General features: G+C 58.5%; 12 protein-coding genes and 1 riboswitch. Of the genes, 7 read left to right on the forward strand and 5 right to left on the reverse strand.

What is annotated here, in order from left to right:
- Entirely contained in the window at window positions 1-738 is a 738-nt protein-coding gene (locus tag SIB38_RS10800; RefSeq protein WP_412552003.1) for an SDR family oxidoreductase, read from the reverse strand.
- A complete protein-coding gene (gene pepN, locus SIB38_RS10805; protein ID WP_412552004.1) occupies window positions 738-3323 on the reverse strand; it encodes an aminopeptidase N in 2586 nt (861 codons plus the stop codon). The genes SIB38_RS10800 and pepN overlap by 1 nt, the downstream gene beginning before the upstream one ends.
- A gap of 210 nt (window positions 3324-3533) precedes the next feature.
- On the opposite strand from pepN, the gene SIB38_RS10810 reads away from it, so the two are divergent.
- Together SIB38_RS10810 and SIB38_RS10815 are read left to right on the forward strand one after the other, a co-directional pair.
- Window positions 3534-5666 carry a malate synthase G gene (locus tag SIB38_RS10810; RefSeq protein ID WP_294113791.1) on the forward strand — a complete coding sequence of 711 codons (2133 nt, stop codon included), beginning with the start codon at window positions 3534-3536 and terminating at the stop codon, window positions 5664-5666.
- 126 nt (window positions 5667-5792) lie between these two features.
- The gene (locus SIB38_RS10815; protein ID WP_294113789.1) at window positions 5793-6572 is read left to right on the forward strand and encodes a gamma-glutamyl-gamma-aminobutyrate hydrolase family protein; all 780 of its coding nucleotides are present in this window, start codon (window positions 5793-5795) and stop codon (window positions 6570-6572) included.
- Window positions 6573-6742: 170 nt separating this feature from the next.
- Here the strand turns inward: SIB38_RS10815 and SIB38_RS10820 are convergent, their stop codons facing one another.
- Window positions 6743-8002 (reverse strand): NAD-dependent epimerase/dehydratase family protein, encoded by a 1260-nt coding sequence (locus SIB38_RS10820; protein ID WP_412550129.1) that lies wholly within the window; start codon window positions 8000-8002, stop codon window positions 6743-6745.
- Between the two features lie 250 nt (window positions 8003-8252).
- Window positions 8253-9005 carry an SDR family NAD(P)-dependent oxidoreductase gene (locus SIB38_RS10825; protein ID WP_412550130.1) on the reverse strand — a complete coding sequence of 251 codons (753 nt, stop codon included), beginning with the start codon at window positions 9003-9005 and terminating at the stop codon, window positions 8253-8255.
- 349 nt (window positions 9006-9354) lie between these two features.
- Here SIB38_RS10825 and SIB38_RS10830 point away from each other — a divergent pair, with 349 nt between their 5' ends.
- From SIB38_RS10830 to SIB38_RS10840, 3 genes are all read left to right on the forward strand, one after another.
- On the forward strand, window positions 9355-9813 hold the full coding sequence (locus tag SIB38_RS10830; protein WP_412550131.1) for a methyltransferase family protein: 459 nt from the start codon (window positions 9355-9357) through the stop codon (window positions 9811-9813).
- Between the two features lie 135 nt (window positions 9814-9948).
- Window positions 9949-11520 carry a Re/Si-specific NAD(P)(+) transhydrogenase subunit alpha gene (locus SIB38_RS10835; RefSeq protein WP_294113781.1) on the forward strand — a complete coding sequence of 524 codons (1572 nt, stop codon included), beginning with the start codon at window positions 9949-9951 and terminating at the stop codon, window positions 11518-11520.
- A gap of 13 nt (window positions 11521-11533) precedes the next feature.
- The gene (locus SIB38_RS10840; RefSeq protein WP_294113777.1) at window positions 11534-12976 is read left to right on the forward strand and encodes an NAD(P)(+) transhydrogenase (Re/Si-specific) subunit beta; all 1443 of its coding nucleotides are present in this window, start codon (window positions 11534-11536) and stop codon (window positions 12974-12976) included.
- A gap of 241 nt (window positions 12977-13217) precedes the next feature.
- Here the strand turns inward: SIB38_RS10840 and SIB38_RS10845 are convergent, their stop codons facing one another.
- Window positions 13218-14105 carry a DMT family transporter gene (locus tag SIB38_RS10845; RefSeq protein WP_294113775.1) on the reverse strand — a complete coding sequence of 296 codons (888 nt, stop codon included), beginning with the start codon at window positions 14103-14105 and terminating at the stop codon, window positions 13218-13220.
- Between the two features lie 83 nt (window positions 14106-14188).
- Window positions 14189-14392: riboswitch (FMN riboswitch) on the reverse strand.
- Window positions 14393-14535: 143 nt separating this feature from the next.
- Here SIB38_RS10845 and SIB38_RS10850 point away from each other — a divergent pair.
- Both SIB38_RS10850 and SIB38_RS10855 read left to right on the forward strand, forming a co-directional pair.
- A complete protein-coding gene (locus SIB38_RS10850) occupies window positions 14536-14904 on the forward strand; it encodes a MerR family transcriptional regulator (protein ID WP_294113773.1) in 369 nt (122 codons plus the stop codon).
- Window positions 14897-15268, forward strand: a complete 372-nt coding sequence (locus SIB38_RS10855; RefSeq protein WP_294113769.1) for a carboxymuconolactone decarboxylase family protein — start codon at window positions 14897-14899, stop codon at window positions 15266-15268. The genes SIB38_RS10850 and SIB38_RS10855 overlap by 8 nt, the downstream gene beginning before the upstream one ends.
- Window positions 15269-15308: the final 40 nt, after the last annotated feature.

Consider the following 15308-nt stretch of genomic DNA (forward strand, 5'->3'; position numbering starts at 1 on the left):
TTACCGGCCTCCAGACACATCAAGCGTGCTGCCGGTTATGTAGCTGGCGTCTTCTGACAGCAGGAACAGGATGGCGCGGGCAATTTCCTCTGAGGTGCCAGGGCGTTGCATTGGAATCTTATGCGCCAGAAGTTTGGCACGGTCTGGCGCGCCGCCTTTAGCGTGGATCTCTGTGTCAGTGATGCCGGGGCGCAGGCTGTTGACGCGAATACCCTGTGCGGCGACCTCATCGGCCAGACCTTTGGTGAAGGTGTCGATGGCCGCTTTGGACGCGGCGTAGTCGACATATTCATTGGCCGAGCCAGTACGGGAGGCCACGGAGCTGACATTGACAATGGCGCCGCCGCCCTGCGCTTGCATACGGATCACCGCCTCCTTGGCGACCAGCATGGCACCGATCACGTTGACATCAAACATGCGCTTCAGGCGCGCGTGGGTAAATTCGGTGACAGGTGCGCCTTGGTCGACAATGCCGGCGTTGTTGGCCAGCGCATCCACGCGGCCGAAGCTCGCGTCGATGGCTTTGAACATGGCTTCAACTTGGTCGGGATCCGCCACGTCTGCTTGAAAAAGTTCTGCACGAATGCCCAATGACCGTGCGGATTCCGCAACAGTTTCAGCGCCTTGGGTGTCGCTGCGGTAGTTCAGCGCGAGGTCATAACCCGCTTCGGCAGCCAATTTGGCAGTGGCCGCGCCAATGCCTGCGCTGGCGCCGGTGATCAGTAGAACTTTGGACATTATGCCTCCAGAATGCGGGTCACCATTTCGGTGGTGTCGCGGCTCAAGCCATCCTGACCGGCGATGCGCTCAAGCTGTGCTTTCAAGAGCGCTTGCCGGTTGGCATCGTAGCGTTTCCAGGTTTGGAAGGCGCTGCACATGCGCGCGGTGGTTTGAGGGTTCACAGGGTCCAGCTTGATCAGCCAGTCCGCCAGCACTTTGTAGGCCGCGCCCGATTCATGGTTGAAGCCGGCGTGATGTGCGGCCATGACCCCCATCACGGCGCGGAAGCGATTGGGGTTTTTCCAATCAAAGTCAGCGTGTTGGGTGAGGGTGGTGACAGTTGTCGCAAGGTCTTCGGGGTTAGCAAACATCACCTGCATGGAGAACCATTTGTCGATCACCAGACGGTCGTCTTTCCATTGGTCATAGAAGGCTGCGACGGCATTTTCCCCTTTGCCCGCATCCAATAGCGCGCCGAAGGCTGCGAGTTGCAGAGTCATGTTGCCCGCGGATTTGTATTGTTTTTCAGCGGCTTCACCACCGTCCAGACGGGTCAGAAGGGAGAGCGCGGCATTTGAAAGGCTGCGCTTGCCGGCAGGCTCCGCATCCGGCGAGAAGGGACCCGCGACCTGATTGGCTGCGTAGATGTCTGGTAGCAGATCTGCGAAGGCCTTGGCCTTGGCGTCGCGTAGGGTTTCTGTGGCAGCGTGGATTGCAGCCGGGTCCGCTGTGTGGCCTTGTTTGTGCAGAATGCCTGCCAGTTCGGATTGCGAAGGTTGCCCAAGCATCAGAGCACGGTAGGCCGGATCAAGTCTGTCGTCGCGCAAAAGTGTCTTTAGGCCTGAGAGATAGTCTGGGTTGGGAGCGGTCCCCTTCACGATTGTGCCAATCAGGCTGTCGCGCGCGAGATCGCGGCCCGCTTCCCAGCGGTTGAATGGATCGGTGTCATGTGCCAGCAGGAAAGCACGGCGGGCGTTGTCGATGTCCTGAGTCAGCGTCACAGGCGCAGAAAAACCGCGCAAAGCCGAGGGGATAGGGCGGGTGGCATGGCCTTTGAAGCTGAAACTCTGTTCCGCTTCGGTGAGTTCCAGGATCTTAGTGGGCAGCACTTCGTCGCCATTGTCATTGAGCAGGCCCACGGCCACCGGGATGACCTGTGGGGCTTTCACATCTTGCCCTGGAGTTGGGGCGCTGGATTGGGTCAGGTGCAATGTAAAAGTGTCGCCCTCGTACTCTTCGCGCACGGTGACTTCGGGCGTGCCGGATTGCGAGTACCACAGTTTGAACTGTGTGAGGTCGCGGCCGGTGCTGTCTTCAAAGACCTTGATCCAGTCCTCGATGGTGCAGGCCTGACCGTCGTGGCGCTCAAAATAGAGGTCGAGCGCCTTGGCATAGGCGTCATCACCCACCAAAGTTTTCAGCATACCAATGACTTCGGCGCCTTTTTCATAGACCGTGGCTGTGTAGAAGTTGTTGATTTCCTGAAAGCTTTCAGGGCGCACCGGGTGGGACAGGGGACCTTGGTCTTCGGGGAACTGGCGCGCGCGCAGGGCGAGCACGTCGTCAATGCGTTTGACCGGCTCGGAGCGCATATCGGCGGTGAACTGCGCGTCGCGGAAGACGGTCAGGCCTTCTTTTAGGCAAAGCTGGAACCAGTCGCGGCAGGTGATGCGGTTGCCGGTCCAGTTGTGGAAATACTCATGCGCAATGATGGCTTCGATGCGCTCAAAGTTGCCGTCTGTTGCGGTTTCGGGGGAGGCAAGCACGCAGGAGCTGTTGAAAATGTTCAGCCCTTTGTTTTCCATCGCGCCCATGTTGAAATCGTCCACGGCGACGATGTTGAACTCGTCGAGATCGTATTCGCGGCCGTAGACCTCTTCGTCCCATTTCATAGACTTTTTAAGGGCTTCCATGCCGAAAGCACATTTGTGTTCGTCCCCGGGACGGACGTAGATAGAGAGGCGCACGTCTTTGCCGGACATGGTTTTGAACGTGTCTTCGTGAGCAACCAGATCACCGGCCACAAGGGCAAAGAGGTAGGCAGGCTTGGGCCAAGGGTCTTGATAAATAGAAATATTTGGTGCGGGAGACTGCGCGTTGTCCTGTTCGTAGTAGAGGCCGTTGCCATTAGACAGCATGACAGGCGTGTGCTCTGCATCGCTCTCTATGCGGACGGTGAACTGGGCCATGACATCAGGGCGGTCTGGGTACCACGTGATTTTGCGGAAACCTTCGGCTTCGCATTGTGTGCAATACATGCCGTTTGACATATAGAGTCCCTCAAGCGCCGTGTTGGCTTGTGGGTTGATTTCAACTTCGGCTTCCCAATTGAACGGGGCGTGGGGAACTTCGACTTCGATGCCGCCCTCAACGTGGTTTAGTGTGACCTCGTGTCCGTCAACTTTGGCGGAAATATGCTTGAGGCCTTCCCCATGCAGCATAAAGGGACGGTCATGCACTTCGTAGTCTGGGCGAAAGCGGATTCGAGAAATGACTCGGGTCGCAGTAGGATGGAGGCGAAACGTGAGATGCACATCGTCAATGATCCAACCAAAGGGCTTGTAATCTTTTAGATAGATCGTTTGCGGCGCGGCGTCTTTCATCACGGTCTCCATATGTTGCTCATCTTGGTGTAGCTTTTCGGGCGGCACCCGCAAGGGGGTAGGCGATTTTTCACAAAATGGATGTGCAGTTTCGCAAATCTATGGAAAAAGTTGAAAATCCCTTTGGGAAAGGAAGGTAAGCGGTTTTATTGCCTATAGAAAACATGTGCACTAATTGAAACGCGACGCCAGAGATGAGGAAGTTTCACAATGACCAAGAGAATTGAGCAGCACGGGCTGCAGATTGCCGACGAACTCTATGATTTCATTGTGAGTAAGGCGCTTCCCGGGACTGGTGTGGATGCGGATGTGTTCTGGCAGGGCTTGAGTGTTCTGGCACATGAGTTTGGGCCAACCAACCGTGCGTTGCTCGCCAAGCGGGAAGAGATTCAGCAGAAGATCGATGGCTGGCATCTGGCCCGCAAAGGTCAGGCGCATGATGCGGAGGCGTATAAAGCGTTTCTGCAGGAGATCGGCTATCTGGTGGCCGAGGGCGAAGACTTTGCGGTTGAGACGGCTAATGTTGATCCGGAGATCGCAGCGATTCCCGGTCCGCAATTGGTGGTCCCGATCACCAATGCGCGCTTTGCCTTGAATGCGGCCAATGCCCGGTGGGGCAGCCTTTATGACGCGCTTTATGGCACCGACGCGATGGGTGATCTGCCGTCTGGCAAGGGTTACGACTCGGCGCGTGGGGCACGTGTGATTGCCTGGGGACGGGACTTCCTGGACAAGACTCTGCCGCTGGCTGCTGGTAGCTGGGCAGACATTGACGGATTGTCGGTTGAAGGTGGGCAGCTTGTGCCTGCGCTACAGGCGGCGGAGGCCTTTGTCGGTCACGTGGGTGGCGCCGCTGCGCCGTCGCGTATTTTGATGAAAAACAACGGTCTGCACGTGATTGTTGAAGTTGATCGCGCGGGTAGTATCGGCGCATCCGACAAGGCGGGTATCAACGACATCACGCTGGAAAGCGCGCTGTCGACGATCATGGACTGTGAGGATTCCGTGGCCTGTGTGGACGCCGAAGACAAGGTTGTGGCCTACGGAAATTGGTTGGGTCTGATGCAGGGCAACCTGTCCGAAGAGGTTGCCAAAGGCGGCAAGACCTTCACGCGTGTTTTGAAAGATGACGTTTCTTTTACCGCAGCGAACGGTACGGAAACCTCGCTGAAAGGTCGCTCGTTGATGTTGGTGCGCAACGTTGGCCATCTGATGACCAACCCAGCGGTGCTGGATCGGGACGGCAATGAGATTGGCGAAGGGCTGATGGATGCGCTTGTGACCGTGATGATCGCGATGCATGATCTGAAGCAGGAAAGCGGCAACTCGGTGCATGGCTCCGTCTATGTGGTGAAGCCGAAGATGCACGGGCCGGAAGAGGTGGCGTTCTCGGATGCGATCTTTGCCAAGGTTGAGGACATTCTGGGCCTGCCGCGCAACACGGTGAAGATGGGCATCATGGACGAGGAGCGCCGCACAAGCGCCAACCTCAAGGAATGTATCCGGGCCGCAAAAGGTCGCGTGGCGTTTATCAACACCGGGTTCCTGGACCGCACTGGGGACGAGATCCACACCTCCATGGAAGCGGGCGCTTTCCTGCGCAAGGGTGAGATGAAGACCACACCGTGGATCCTGTCTTATGAAGATCGCAACGTGGATATCGGTCTGGCCTGTGGGCTTCAAGGCAAGGCGCAGATTGGCAAAGGCATGTGGGCCATGCCGGACCTGATGGGCGCGATGCTGGAGCAGAAGATTGGCCATCCGAAATCTGGCGCGAACTGTGCCTGGGTGCCATCGCCAACCGCAGCAACGCTGCACGCGACGCACTATCACGAGGTCGACGTGCTGGCGCGACAGGAAGAGATCAAAGCCGGTGGCGCACGCGGGACGTTGGACGATCTGCTGACTGTGCCAGTGATGGACGGGCAGAACCTTTCAGAGGAAGAGATTGCCGCTGAGGTCGAAAACAACGCGCAGGGCATCTTGGGCTATGTGGTGCGTTGGGTGGATCAGGGCGTGGGCTGTTCCAAAGTGCCGGACATCAATGATGTGGGCCTGATGGAAGACCGCGCAACCTGCCGGATTTCCAGCCAGGGTCTGGCCAACTGGCTGCACCAAGGTGTGGTGAGCGAAGCGCAGGTCATGGCCGCGATGCAGAAGATGGCGGCTGTGGTGGACCGGCAGAATGCCAATGATCCGCTTTATGCGCCGATGGCGCCGGGCTTTGACGGGATTGCTTTCCAGGCGGCCTGTGATCTGGTGTTCAAGGGGCGCATCCAGCCATCGGGCTATACCGAGCCGGTGCTGCATGCGCGGCGGCTGGAGCTGAAGGCACAAGCCTAACAATCGATCAGGTCGGGGGACGCCCCGGCCTTTTGTCTTTGTCTTGAATGATGTGAACGCTTCGGGGCTTTCTCATTTGGGATGCGCGTCCTATGGTTAGCTGCGCAACAAGTCAAAGAGGCCAGCATGACGCGTCCTGTCGTCGGGATCATCGGCAACCAGTATCTGATCAATGACCAATATCCGGCGCATGCCGGGGGGACTATGAATTCCGAAGCGGTGTCAGGGGTTTCCGGCTGTATGCCGCTGTTGATTCCAGCTGATCCGCGGTTTGTTTCTGTGGCTGAGTTGCTGGAGAAATGTGACGGGTTTCTGCTGACCGGCGGGCGGCCCAATGTGCACCCTGAGGAATACGGCGAGGCAGCGACGGCGGCGCATGGAGAATTTGACCGGGCGCGGGATGCGATAGTGCTGCCGCTGGTGCGGGCCTGCGTGGAATCTGGGCAGCCGTTTATGGGGATTTGCCGGGGATTTCAGGAGGTTAACGTTGCCATGGGGGGCAGCCTCTATCCGGAAATCCGCGATCTACCGGGGCGGGACAATCACCGGATGCCGCCGGATGGCACGTTGGAAGAGAAGTTTGCGCTGCGCCACACGGTGGAGTTCAGCGAGAACGGCCCGTTCCATCACCTGTTTGGTAGTCAGAAAGTGATGACTAACACGTTGCACGGCCAAGGTATCAAGCGTGCGGGAAGTCGTGTGATTATAGATGGTTACGCACCAGATGAAACGCCGGAAGCAATTTACATCGAGGGCGCGCCAGGGTTCACCATGTCGGTGCAGTGGCATCCGGAATGGGATGCGGCCAATGACCCGGTGAGCCGTCCGCTGTTTGAAGCCTTTGGCGAAGCGGTGCGGGCCTGGGCAAGCGGGCAGGAAGCGCGGCCTGTGCTCAAGTTGGCTTAAAGGTTAACAGCCAAAACGAAGCTGATTTGCACGTCGGTATATTGTCGGTATCGCGACTGTTTCGCGACTGTCCATAAAAATGGAATATGTATTCCTTAACGCCGCAGCGTCCGCGCGATGAGATGGCGAAAGGGCTTGGGAAAGCGCCAAGCCCTTTGCCGATGTTCGTATCAGGCGCTGTCTTGCATTTGAACTACGTCACCCGTATCGCCGCGGGCCTTGCCCTCTTCGAGCGCTTTCACGGTGACAACACCGGGCTTCTGGTTCTTGGTCCAGACCGTGGCGGCGGCTACGCGATCGCGATTGATCCGATCCGCGTATTTCTGTGCCACCTGGTAAGTGTCAGACAGCAGGCCTTCGGCCAAAGTGGTTGGATTGAGACCAAGCTTGAGGAAGCTGGCGTTTGACACTCGGAGGTCGTTTTCGGCAGCTTCTTTGCGCGGGTTGTCGACCATGGCAACTTCGGCGCCGGTCAAGCGGGCGACCAAATCCGCAAGCTCACGCACGCGATGGGTTTCGGTCATTTGATTGCGGATGACGGGGCGGTCGCCTTTTTCCGGTGGGTTGGAAATTGCCAGTTCGATGCAGCGCACGGTGTCGCGGATGTGGATAAAGGCGCGGGTCTGTCCGCCGGTGCCGTGTACGGTCAGCGGGTAGCCAATGGCGGCCTGCATCAGAAAGCGGTTGAGCACCGTGCCGTAGTCGCCGTCGTAGGCAAAGCGGTTGATCAGCCTTTCGTCGCGGCGTGTCTCGTCGGTTTGGGTGCCCCAGACAATGCCTTGGTGCAGATCGGTCACGCGGATGCCGTCGTTCTTGGCGTAGAACTGGAACATCAGCTGATCCATGGTTTTGGTCATGTGGTAGATGCTGCCCGGATTGGACGGGTAGAGGATTTCGCGGTTGTGTATGACGTTGTCATCACCGCGCACCATGATTTGCTGATAGCCTTCGGGGATTTCCAAACCCGCGCCGTCGTAGCCATACACGCCCATGGTGCCGAGGTGCACAACATGGGCATCCAGATCGAGCAACACCAGAGCGGCGAGAATGTTGTGGGTGGCGTTGATGTTGTTGTCGACGGTGTAACGTTTGGGGCAGGCACCGCGCATGGAGTAGGGGGCAGACCGCTGCTCGCCAAAATGCACCACTGCGTCGGGGCGCAACTCGCCCATCAGGATGGCGAGGTCGTCAAATTCCTGTGCGACGTCCAGTTCGACAAATTTGATGGTTTTGCCGCTGACCTCCTTCCAGGCTTCAATGCGTTCTTGGGTGGATTTGATTGGTGTCAGGCTGACCACGCCGAGGCGGTTGTCGATTTTGCGGCGCGAGAGGTTGTCCACGATGGTGACGTCGTAGCCTTGCTCGCTGAGATAGAGGGAAGTGGGCCAGCCGCAAAAGCCGTCGCCGCCAATAACCAGAACTTTGTTCATGCGCGTTCTCCAAATGCCAGCCGAGGGGGCTGGTGTTGCGTTCCTGAAATGCCCCTCGGAAGGGGAGCAGGGCGCAGGGAACCTCTCATGAGCCGTGAAATTGCCGGTCATGGGTTTTGGTGGTTGGTCGCGCCCTGTGTCTTGTCCGTCGTGCAAACAGCCTATGGGCGCGAAGGCCGCGCCGTAAAGGTGTTTGTGATCCGGGTACGCAAAGCGCGGCCTGTTGGTTTAACCTCAGAAGGGAGGTGGCTTACACCTCACCGCCAGAGATTTGCACCATTTGACCGCGGATGGAGTCTGCCATGTCGGAGCAAAGGTAGAGCGCTGTGTGGGCGACTTCTTCGGGTTTGATAAGGCGGCCGTGGGGGTTCACGCCGACCATCATGTGGCGGGCCTCTTCCTCAGAGCAGCCGGTTCGGGCCATGATGCTTTCAATGTTTTGATCGATGATCGGCGTTTCCACATAGGCCGGGCAGATCGAATTGAAGGTGATCGGTTTGGTGGCAAAGTCTGCCGCCAGCGATTTGATCATGCCGTTCACGGCATGTTTGGATGTGGAATAGGCGGGGGCACCTTTGAGACCACGCAGGCCAGCGATGGAGGAGATCACCATGACACGGCCCCAATCGGTTTGGGTCATGGACTTCAGACTTTCGCGGATGGTGAGGAAGACGCCGTCGATGTTGATCGACATCATCTTGCGCCAGAATTCCATATCGGTTTTGTGCAGTGCGCGGCCTTCGGCAATGCCCGCGTTGGCGACACAGATTTGGATGGGACCACGGGCGGCCACAGCTGCGGCGATGCCATCGACCACAGAGGCTTCATCAGCAACATCCATGGCGAGGGGGAACAGCCCCTCAGTGGCGGCCTCTTCCAGAACGTTGAGACGGCGGCCGGTGATGGTAACTTTCGCGCCTTCGGCAGCCAGTGCCTTGGCAATGGCGAGGCCAATGCCGGTGCCGCCGCCGGTGACCAATGCGTGTTTGTCCGATAGTGTCATGTCTCTCTCCCACTCCTGTTTCGGGATCACCTTAGCGCGCGAATAAGACCGGACAAGCGTTCTGGTTGTTTGCGCCGCAGGGTCACAAATGGGCGGCAAGTGGTCAAAATGTCCGTGCAGCGATGCGGAAAATGCGCTCAAAATGGCATTTCGGGCAAAACTCCTGTCCTATTTTGGGCGCCACATGCGGCTTTCTGGCCCTTTTTGCCGCACGGCGTGTCTGGATCGTTGCAGTGTTTCAATGGATCGTTAAACCAAGGGGCATGATGCAACGAGGCACACTTATAATACCAATTCTGCACCGGCGAGATTACGGTCTGGCGGCTGTGCGCCAGACAGGAGCTGAGTGGTGAAACCTCTAAAGGTGATCGATCTGCCACCAGTCTGGCTGCTGGTGTTTTTGGCGCTTACTTGGGCGCAGCCCACGCGCTGGCCTTTGGGTCTCAGTTTTGGGCCGGTGTGGGCGGATTTGTTGGGGGGACTGCTCGTGGGGGGCGGTGTCTTGCTCGCCGTGCTCGCTTTGGTGGAAATGCAGCGGCACCAGACCACGATCCATCCACATCAGGACAGTGCGCGGCTGGTGCAGAGCGGGATATACTCGCGCAGTCGCAATCCGATCTATCTCGCGGATGTGATGATCCTCGCGGGCTTTATCCTTTATTGGGACGCGGTCCTGGCCCTGCCTTTGGTGCCGGTGTTCCTGTGGATTTTGGAAAGGCGCTTTGTCATTCCGGAAGAAAATCGGCTGCGGAAGACATTTCGTGTGGATTTTGCGCGCTATTGCGAGAAAGTGCGCAGGTGGGTGTGATGCCGTTGCGTCGCAGAAATACGGACGCAGGTTTGTTTGCTTGTGCAGCAATTCAGGTGGCGTTAAAATATTATGCAAGTGCAGAACGGTCTGCGTGAAACATTATTGCTCTGACTCTGAAGGGGGATAAGAAAGGTGAAAATAGGTACGCCAAAAGAGGTGTTTGGTGGTGAGAACCGGGTCGCGATGACACCGGACTCTGCCAAGCAGCTCCAGAAGCTCGGCTACGAGTGCGCCATTGAAAGTGGGGCCGGTGCCGGTGCGGGGTTCTCAGATGCCTCTTATGAGGCTGCGGGTGTTGAGGTTATCAAGACCGCAGCAGCGCTCTGGAAAGAGGTTGATATTGTTGCGAAGGTGCGTCAGCCAGATGCGACTGAGCTCAAGCGCCTGACCAAGGACAAGACGCTGATTTCCTTCTTCAACCCTGCGGGCAACGAAGAGGGTATGGAAGCGGCGAAGGCCAAAGGTGCCAACGTGATTGCCATGGAAATGGTGCCCCGTATTTCGCGCGCGCAGAAAATGGACGCGCTGTCGTCGATGGCCAACATCGCCGGCTACCGTGCGGTGATTGAAGCGGGCAACAACTTTGGCCGGTTCTTCACCGGTCAGGTGACCGCTGCCGGTAAAGTGCCGCCTGCCAAAGTGCTGGTTGTCGGTGCTGGCGTGGCTGGTCTGGCCGCGATCGGGACCTCCACCTCACTGGGTGCGATCACCCTGGCGTTTGACGTGCGTCCGGAAGTGGCCGAGCAGGTGGAGTCCATGGGCGCCGAGTTTGTCTATCTGGACTTTGAAGAAGAAGGCACCGACGGCGCGGCCACCGGTGGCTATGCCTCTGTGCAGTCTGACGAATTCCGCGAAGCGCAGCTGGCGAAGTTCCGTGAGCTGGCGCCAGAAGTGGACATCGTGATCACCACGGCGCTGATCCCGAACCGCGAAGCGCCGGAGCTTTGGACCAAAGACATGGTCGAAGCGATGAAGCCGGGTTCGGTGATTGTGGACCTCGCAGCGGAAAAAGGCGGCAACTGTAAGCTGACTGTGATGGACGAGAAGATTGTGACCGAGAATGGCGTGACCATCATCGGCTACACCGACTTCCCCTCACGTATGGCGGCACAGTCCTCCAGCCTTTACGCGACCAACATCCGTCACATGATGGCCGACCTGACCCCTGAGAAAGACGGTCAGATCAACCACGACATGGAAGATGACGTGATCCGCGGCGCGACCGTAACCTTTGAGGGTGACATCACCTTCCCACCACCCCCACCAAAGGTGCAGGCGATTGCCGCCAAGCCGAAAGAGGTGGTGCCGGAGCTGACGCCGGAAGAGAAGAAAGCGGCCGAAATCGCGGCCTTCAAACAACAGACCAAACAACAGGTTGGTCTGCTGGCCGGTGGCGGCGCGCTGATCCTGCTGTTGGGACTGGTGGCACCTGCAAGCTTCATGCAGCACTTCATCGTGTTTGCGCTGGCGTGTTTTGTTGGCTTCCAGGTGATCTGGGGCGTGGCGCACTCGCTGCACACTCCGCTGATGGCTGTGACCAACGCGATCTCCTCGATCATCATCTTGGGGGCTCTCATGCAGATTGGCTCTGGCAGCTTCCTTGTGATCCTGCTGGCGGCGCTCTCTGTCTTCATGGCCGGGATCAACATCTTCGGCGGTTTCCTCGTGACACGGCGCATGCTCGCCATGTTCCAGAAGTCCTAAGGAGGTCTGAGCAATGGAATACGGTTTTACGACCGCCGCTTACGTTGTTGCGGCAGTGCTCTTCATCCTCTCCTTGGGGGGATTGAGCAATCAGGAAAGCGCCAAGCGCGCGGTGTGGTACGGCATTTCCGGCATGGCGCTGGCGGTGTTTGCCACCTTGATCGGTCCCGGTGCGGGGCTGTGGTGGCTGTCCATTCCGCTGATCGCGGCGGGTGGTGTGATTGGCTATCAACTCGCGTCGAAGGTCGAGATGACCCAGATGCCAGAGCTGGTGGCCGGCATGCACGCGCTGGTTGGTCTGGCGGCGGTGTTTGTGGGCTTTAACGCGCACTTTGAGATCGGCAACGCGGCGGAAGCTGTGGCGGCAGGTCCGGAGGCCGTGAAAGAGCTTGGCACTTTTGGCAAGCTGATCGCCAAAAAGACCTCGGTTGAGATTAGCATTTTGCTGGTGGAACTGAGCCTGGGTGTCTGGATTGGTGCAGTGACCTTCACCGGCTCCGTGATTGCCTATGGCAAGCTGTCCGGCAAAGTGACCTCCAACGCCGAAAAACTGCCCGGGGGGCACCTGTTGAACGCCGGCGCGGCTGTGCTGTCGCTGGGCTGCCTGATCTGGTACCTGAACTCCGGCGGCTTCTTCCCGCTGTTTGTTCTGACCATTGCGGCGCTGTTCATTGGCTATCACCTGATCATGGGCATCGGTGGCGCGGACATGCCAGTGGTTGTCTCCATGCTGAACAGCTACTCCGGCTGGGCGGCAGCGGCGATTGGTTTCAGCCTTGGCAACGACCTGCTGATCGTGGTGGGGGCCCTCGTAGGTTCCTCCGGTGCGATCCTGTCCTACATCATGTGTAAGGCGATGAACCGTTCCTTCGTGTCGGTGATCCTTGGTGGCTTTGGCGGGGCGTCTGGTCCTGCGATGGAAGTCGAAGGGGAGCAGATCGCGATTGAGGCTGATGGTGTGGCCGCGGCGCTGGACGATGCGGACAGCGTTGTGATCATCCCGGGCTACGGCATGGCGGTGGCACAGGCCCAGCAGAACGTGGCGGAGCTGACCCGTCGTCTGCGCGCCAAGGGCAAGAACGTGCGCTTTGCGATCCACCCGGTTGCGGGCCGTCTGCCAGGGCACATGAACGTGCTCTTGGCCGAAGCCAAAGTGCCCTATGACATCGTGCTGGAGATGGATGAGATCAACGATGACTTCCCGGAAACGGATGTGGCCATCGTGATTGGTTCCAACGACATCGTGAACCCGGCGGCGCAGGAAGATCCAAACAGCCCGATCGCAGGCATGCCGGTACTGGAATGCTGGAAAGCCAAACAGGTGTTTGTCTCTAAGCGTGGTCAAGGTACCGGTTATTCCGGCATCGAGAACCCGCTGTTCTTCAAAGAGAACACACGCATGTTCTATGGGGACGCAAAGGCCAGCCTGGACAAACTGCTGACCATGATCGAGTGATCGATCTGCTATAGGTTTAGGAAAGGGCGCTCTCAAACGGAGCGCCCTTTTGTTATGCGGGGTTGTCATGGAGCGCTTACAGGTGCCTCCGGCGGGGATATTTGGTGAATGAGAAGTCTTGGGGGATTGGTGTCCTGCGGCTTTCTCATTCTTGAAATATTCCGGGGTGGGCACAGCTTGCTGTGGCAGGGGCAGCGCCCCTAAATGCTCAAGCCCGCAGGCTTGAGCCATGCTTGCAGGATCAAGCGGTTTGTAGGCGGGCTTCCTGACGCAGCAGCGCAAAAGAGGCGCCCACGATCAGCGCGGCGCCGAGCCACAGGCTGCCGGGCGGGGCGTAGCCAAAGACCACCAAGCCAAGGCCCACGTTAAAAGGCAGTTTGAGGTGATCAAACGGCTGCAGGTAGGCCGCATCTGCAATGCTGTAGGCCCGCGCCAGGGCATATTGGGCGATGGCGGTGAGCAGACCTGCGCCAACCAGCAAGAGACCGGCGGTGCTGCGCTCAAAGCCAAGGCCTGCATCCAGCGCGAGACCCGCGTTGATTGGGGTGATCAGCATCAGTAGATAGAGCGTCAATGTGGCCGGGCTTTCAGTTGCGGTCATCTGTTTGGTCATCAGGCTGGTGAGGCCCCAGAAGATCGCCGCGCCCACCGGATAGAGCGCGTGGGGGGTGAAGGCATCCGACCAAGGGGCCAGGATGATCATGCCGCCGATGAAGCCAATCACAACCGCACCCCAGCGGTGGGCGGAGACCTGTTCGCCGAGCCAGAGGCTGGCCATCACGGTGACAAAGAATGGCGACAGCATAATCAACGCAATGGCTTGCCAGATCGGCACATGGGCCAGACCGGTGACCCAAAGCTGCACGCCAATCACGGCGCAGCCGACGCGCAACAGATGTTTGGGCAGGGCTTTGGTGCGCAGCGCGTCGGGGGTTTTCAAAATCATCCAGGGCACCAGCCAGAGCGTGGCAATCAGATATTGCCAGAAGGCGACACGGGTGGGGGGCAGGCCCATTTTCATCGTGCCCCATTGCACGATGGTGTTGACCAGCGCGAACAGCAGCCCGGCAAAGATCATCAGGAATGCACCGGCGGTGGCCGGGCGGGTGGTTGCAAAAATGCGAGTCATGTCGTGTCCTTTCTTCTTCAGCGCATGACTCAAGGCAGACAGGACAAGCCACACAGTGCCGCGGACGGCGCTGCTTGGTTTCTTCCCGCTCTCTTCCATCCGGACTGTGACCGTCGGCTCAGGAGTTGCACCTGATCTGCTGACACATCTTTGTTGGCTCCACAGCTTGGTCCGAAAACCGGTACCCACTTTTCGAGCCGTGGACGCATCCCAAAGATGCCGCTCGCGGGCTTACAGCAGAGCTGCTTACCGCCGGTGGGGAATTCCACCCCGCCCTGAGAACGTTACGACCCAGAGATGGGCCGCAGCAGCAGGGATAGGCGGGCGCGGTGTGCACAGCAAGACAAAATTGAGAATGTGCATTTTGGGGCTTGAGCTGGAGTGCACTCCAGCTCGTAAGGTGAGCCGACTCATAGGAGCAGGAGAACAGATGCGGATTTCGGAGGTGGCCGCGGCCACGGGGCTGAGCGTGGACACGTTGCGGTTTTACGAGAAGATCGGCCTGATTGATCCGCCGCCACGCGATGGCGCGGGACGGCGGGTGTATGACGACGCCGTTTTGGCTTGGATTCGATTCATAGGGCAGCTCAACGCGACGGGCATGAAGCAAGCGGATCGGGTGCAATATGCGCGCTTGAGGGCGGCTGGTGACAGCACGTTGCGCGCGCGGCGAGAGATGCTGGAGGCGCATCGCGAGGTGATGCGGGCGCAGATGGTGACGCTGCAGGAGACGCTGCTGCTCTTGGACCAGAAAGTGGATTTTTACAGAGAGTTGGAAGGACGGACAAAAAATGTCTAACGCATTGGAACGCGGACGCGCGGTTTTGGCGGATTTGAACCCCACCGTGGAAGGGGTTTTGGCGGAGCGCTATGACGGTTTGGTACCGGATATGGCGGAGAGCCTGGTCGAGTGGGCTTATGGACGGCATTACACGCGCGGGACGGTGGACCTGAAGACCCGGCAGTTGTGTACGGTGGCTGCATTGACAGCGCTGGGCGGGCAAACCACGCCGCAGTTGAAAATCAACATTGCCAACACACGGCAAGCCGGGGCCTCGCAGGAGGAGATTGCGGAAGTGATTTGGCAAATGGCGCTGTATGGCGGTTTGCCCGCTGCAATCAACGGCTTGAACGCGGCGCGGGAGGTTTTTGCGGAGGAGTAGGTCAAAAGGTTTGGCCTATTGTATGCGGCGGTATTCCGGC

Source organism: Shimia sp. MIT910701 (assembly GCF_047126315.1).
Taxonomy (GTDB): Bacteria; Pseudomonadota; Alphaproteobacteria; order Rhodobacterales; family Rhodobacteraceae; genus Shimia.

Excerpts from the sequence above, each read along its gene's own strand:
- pepN (WP_412552004.1), bottom strand. The coding sequence starts at position 3,323 with ATGAAAGACGCCGCGCCGCAAACGATCTATCTAAAAGATTACAAGCCC.
- SIB38_RS10850 (WP_294113773.1), top strand. The coding sequence starts at position 14,536 with ATGCGGATTTCGGAGGTGGCCGCGGCCACGGGGCTGAGCGTGGACACG.
- SIB38_RS10810 (WP_294113791.1), top strand. The coding sequence starts at position 3,534 with ATGACCAAGAGAATTGAGCAGCACGGGCTGCAGATTGCCGACGAACTC.
- SIB38_RS10845 (WP_294113775.1), bottom strand. The coding sequence starts at position 14,105 with ATGACTCGCATTTTTGCAACCACCCGCCCGGCCACCGCCGGTGCATTC.
- SIB38_RS10800 (WP_412552003.1), bottom strand. The coding sequence starts at position 738 with ATGTCCAAAGTTCTACTGATCACCGGCGCCAGCGCAGGCATTGGCGCG.
- SIB38_RS10855 (WP_294113769.1), top strand. The coding sequence starts at position 14,897 with ATGTCTAACGCATTGGAACGCGGACGCGCGGTTTTGGCGGATTTGAAC.
- SIB38_RS10825 (WP_412550130.1), bottom strand. The coding sequence starts at position 9,005 with ATGACACTATCGGACAAACACGCATTGGTCACCGGCGGCGGCACCGGC.
- SIB38_RS10815 (WP_294113789.1), top strand. The coding sequence starts at position 5,793 with ATGACGCGTCCTGTCGTCGGGATCATCGGCAACCAGTATCTGATCAAT.
- SIB38_RS10840 (WP_294113777.1), top strand. The coding sequence starts at position 11,534 with ATGGAATACGGTTTTACGACCGCCGCTTACGTTGTTGCGGCAGTGCTC.
- SIB38_RS10820 (WP_412550129.1), bottom strand. The coding sequence starts at position 8,002 with ATGAACAAAGTTCTGGTTATTGGCGGCGACGGCTTTTGCGGCTGGCCC.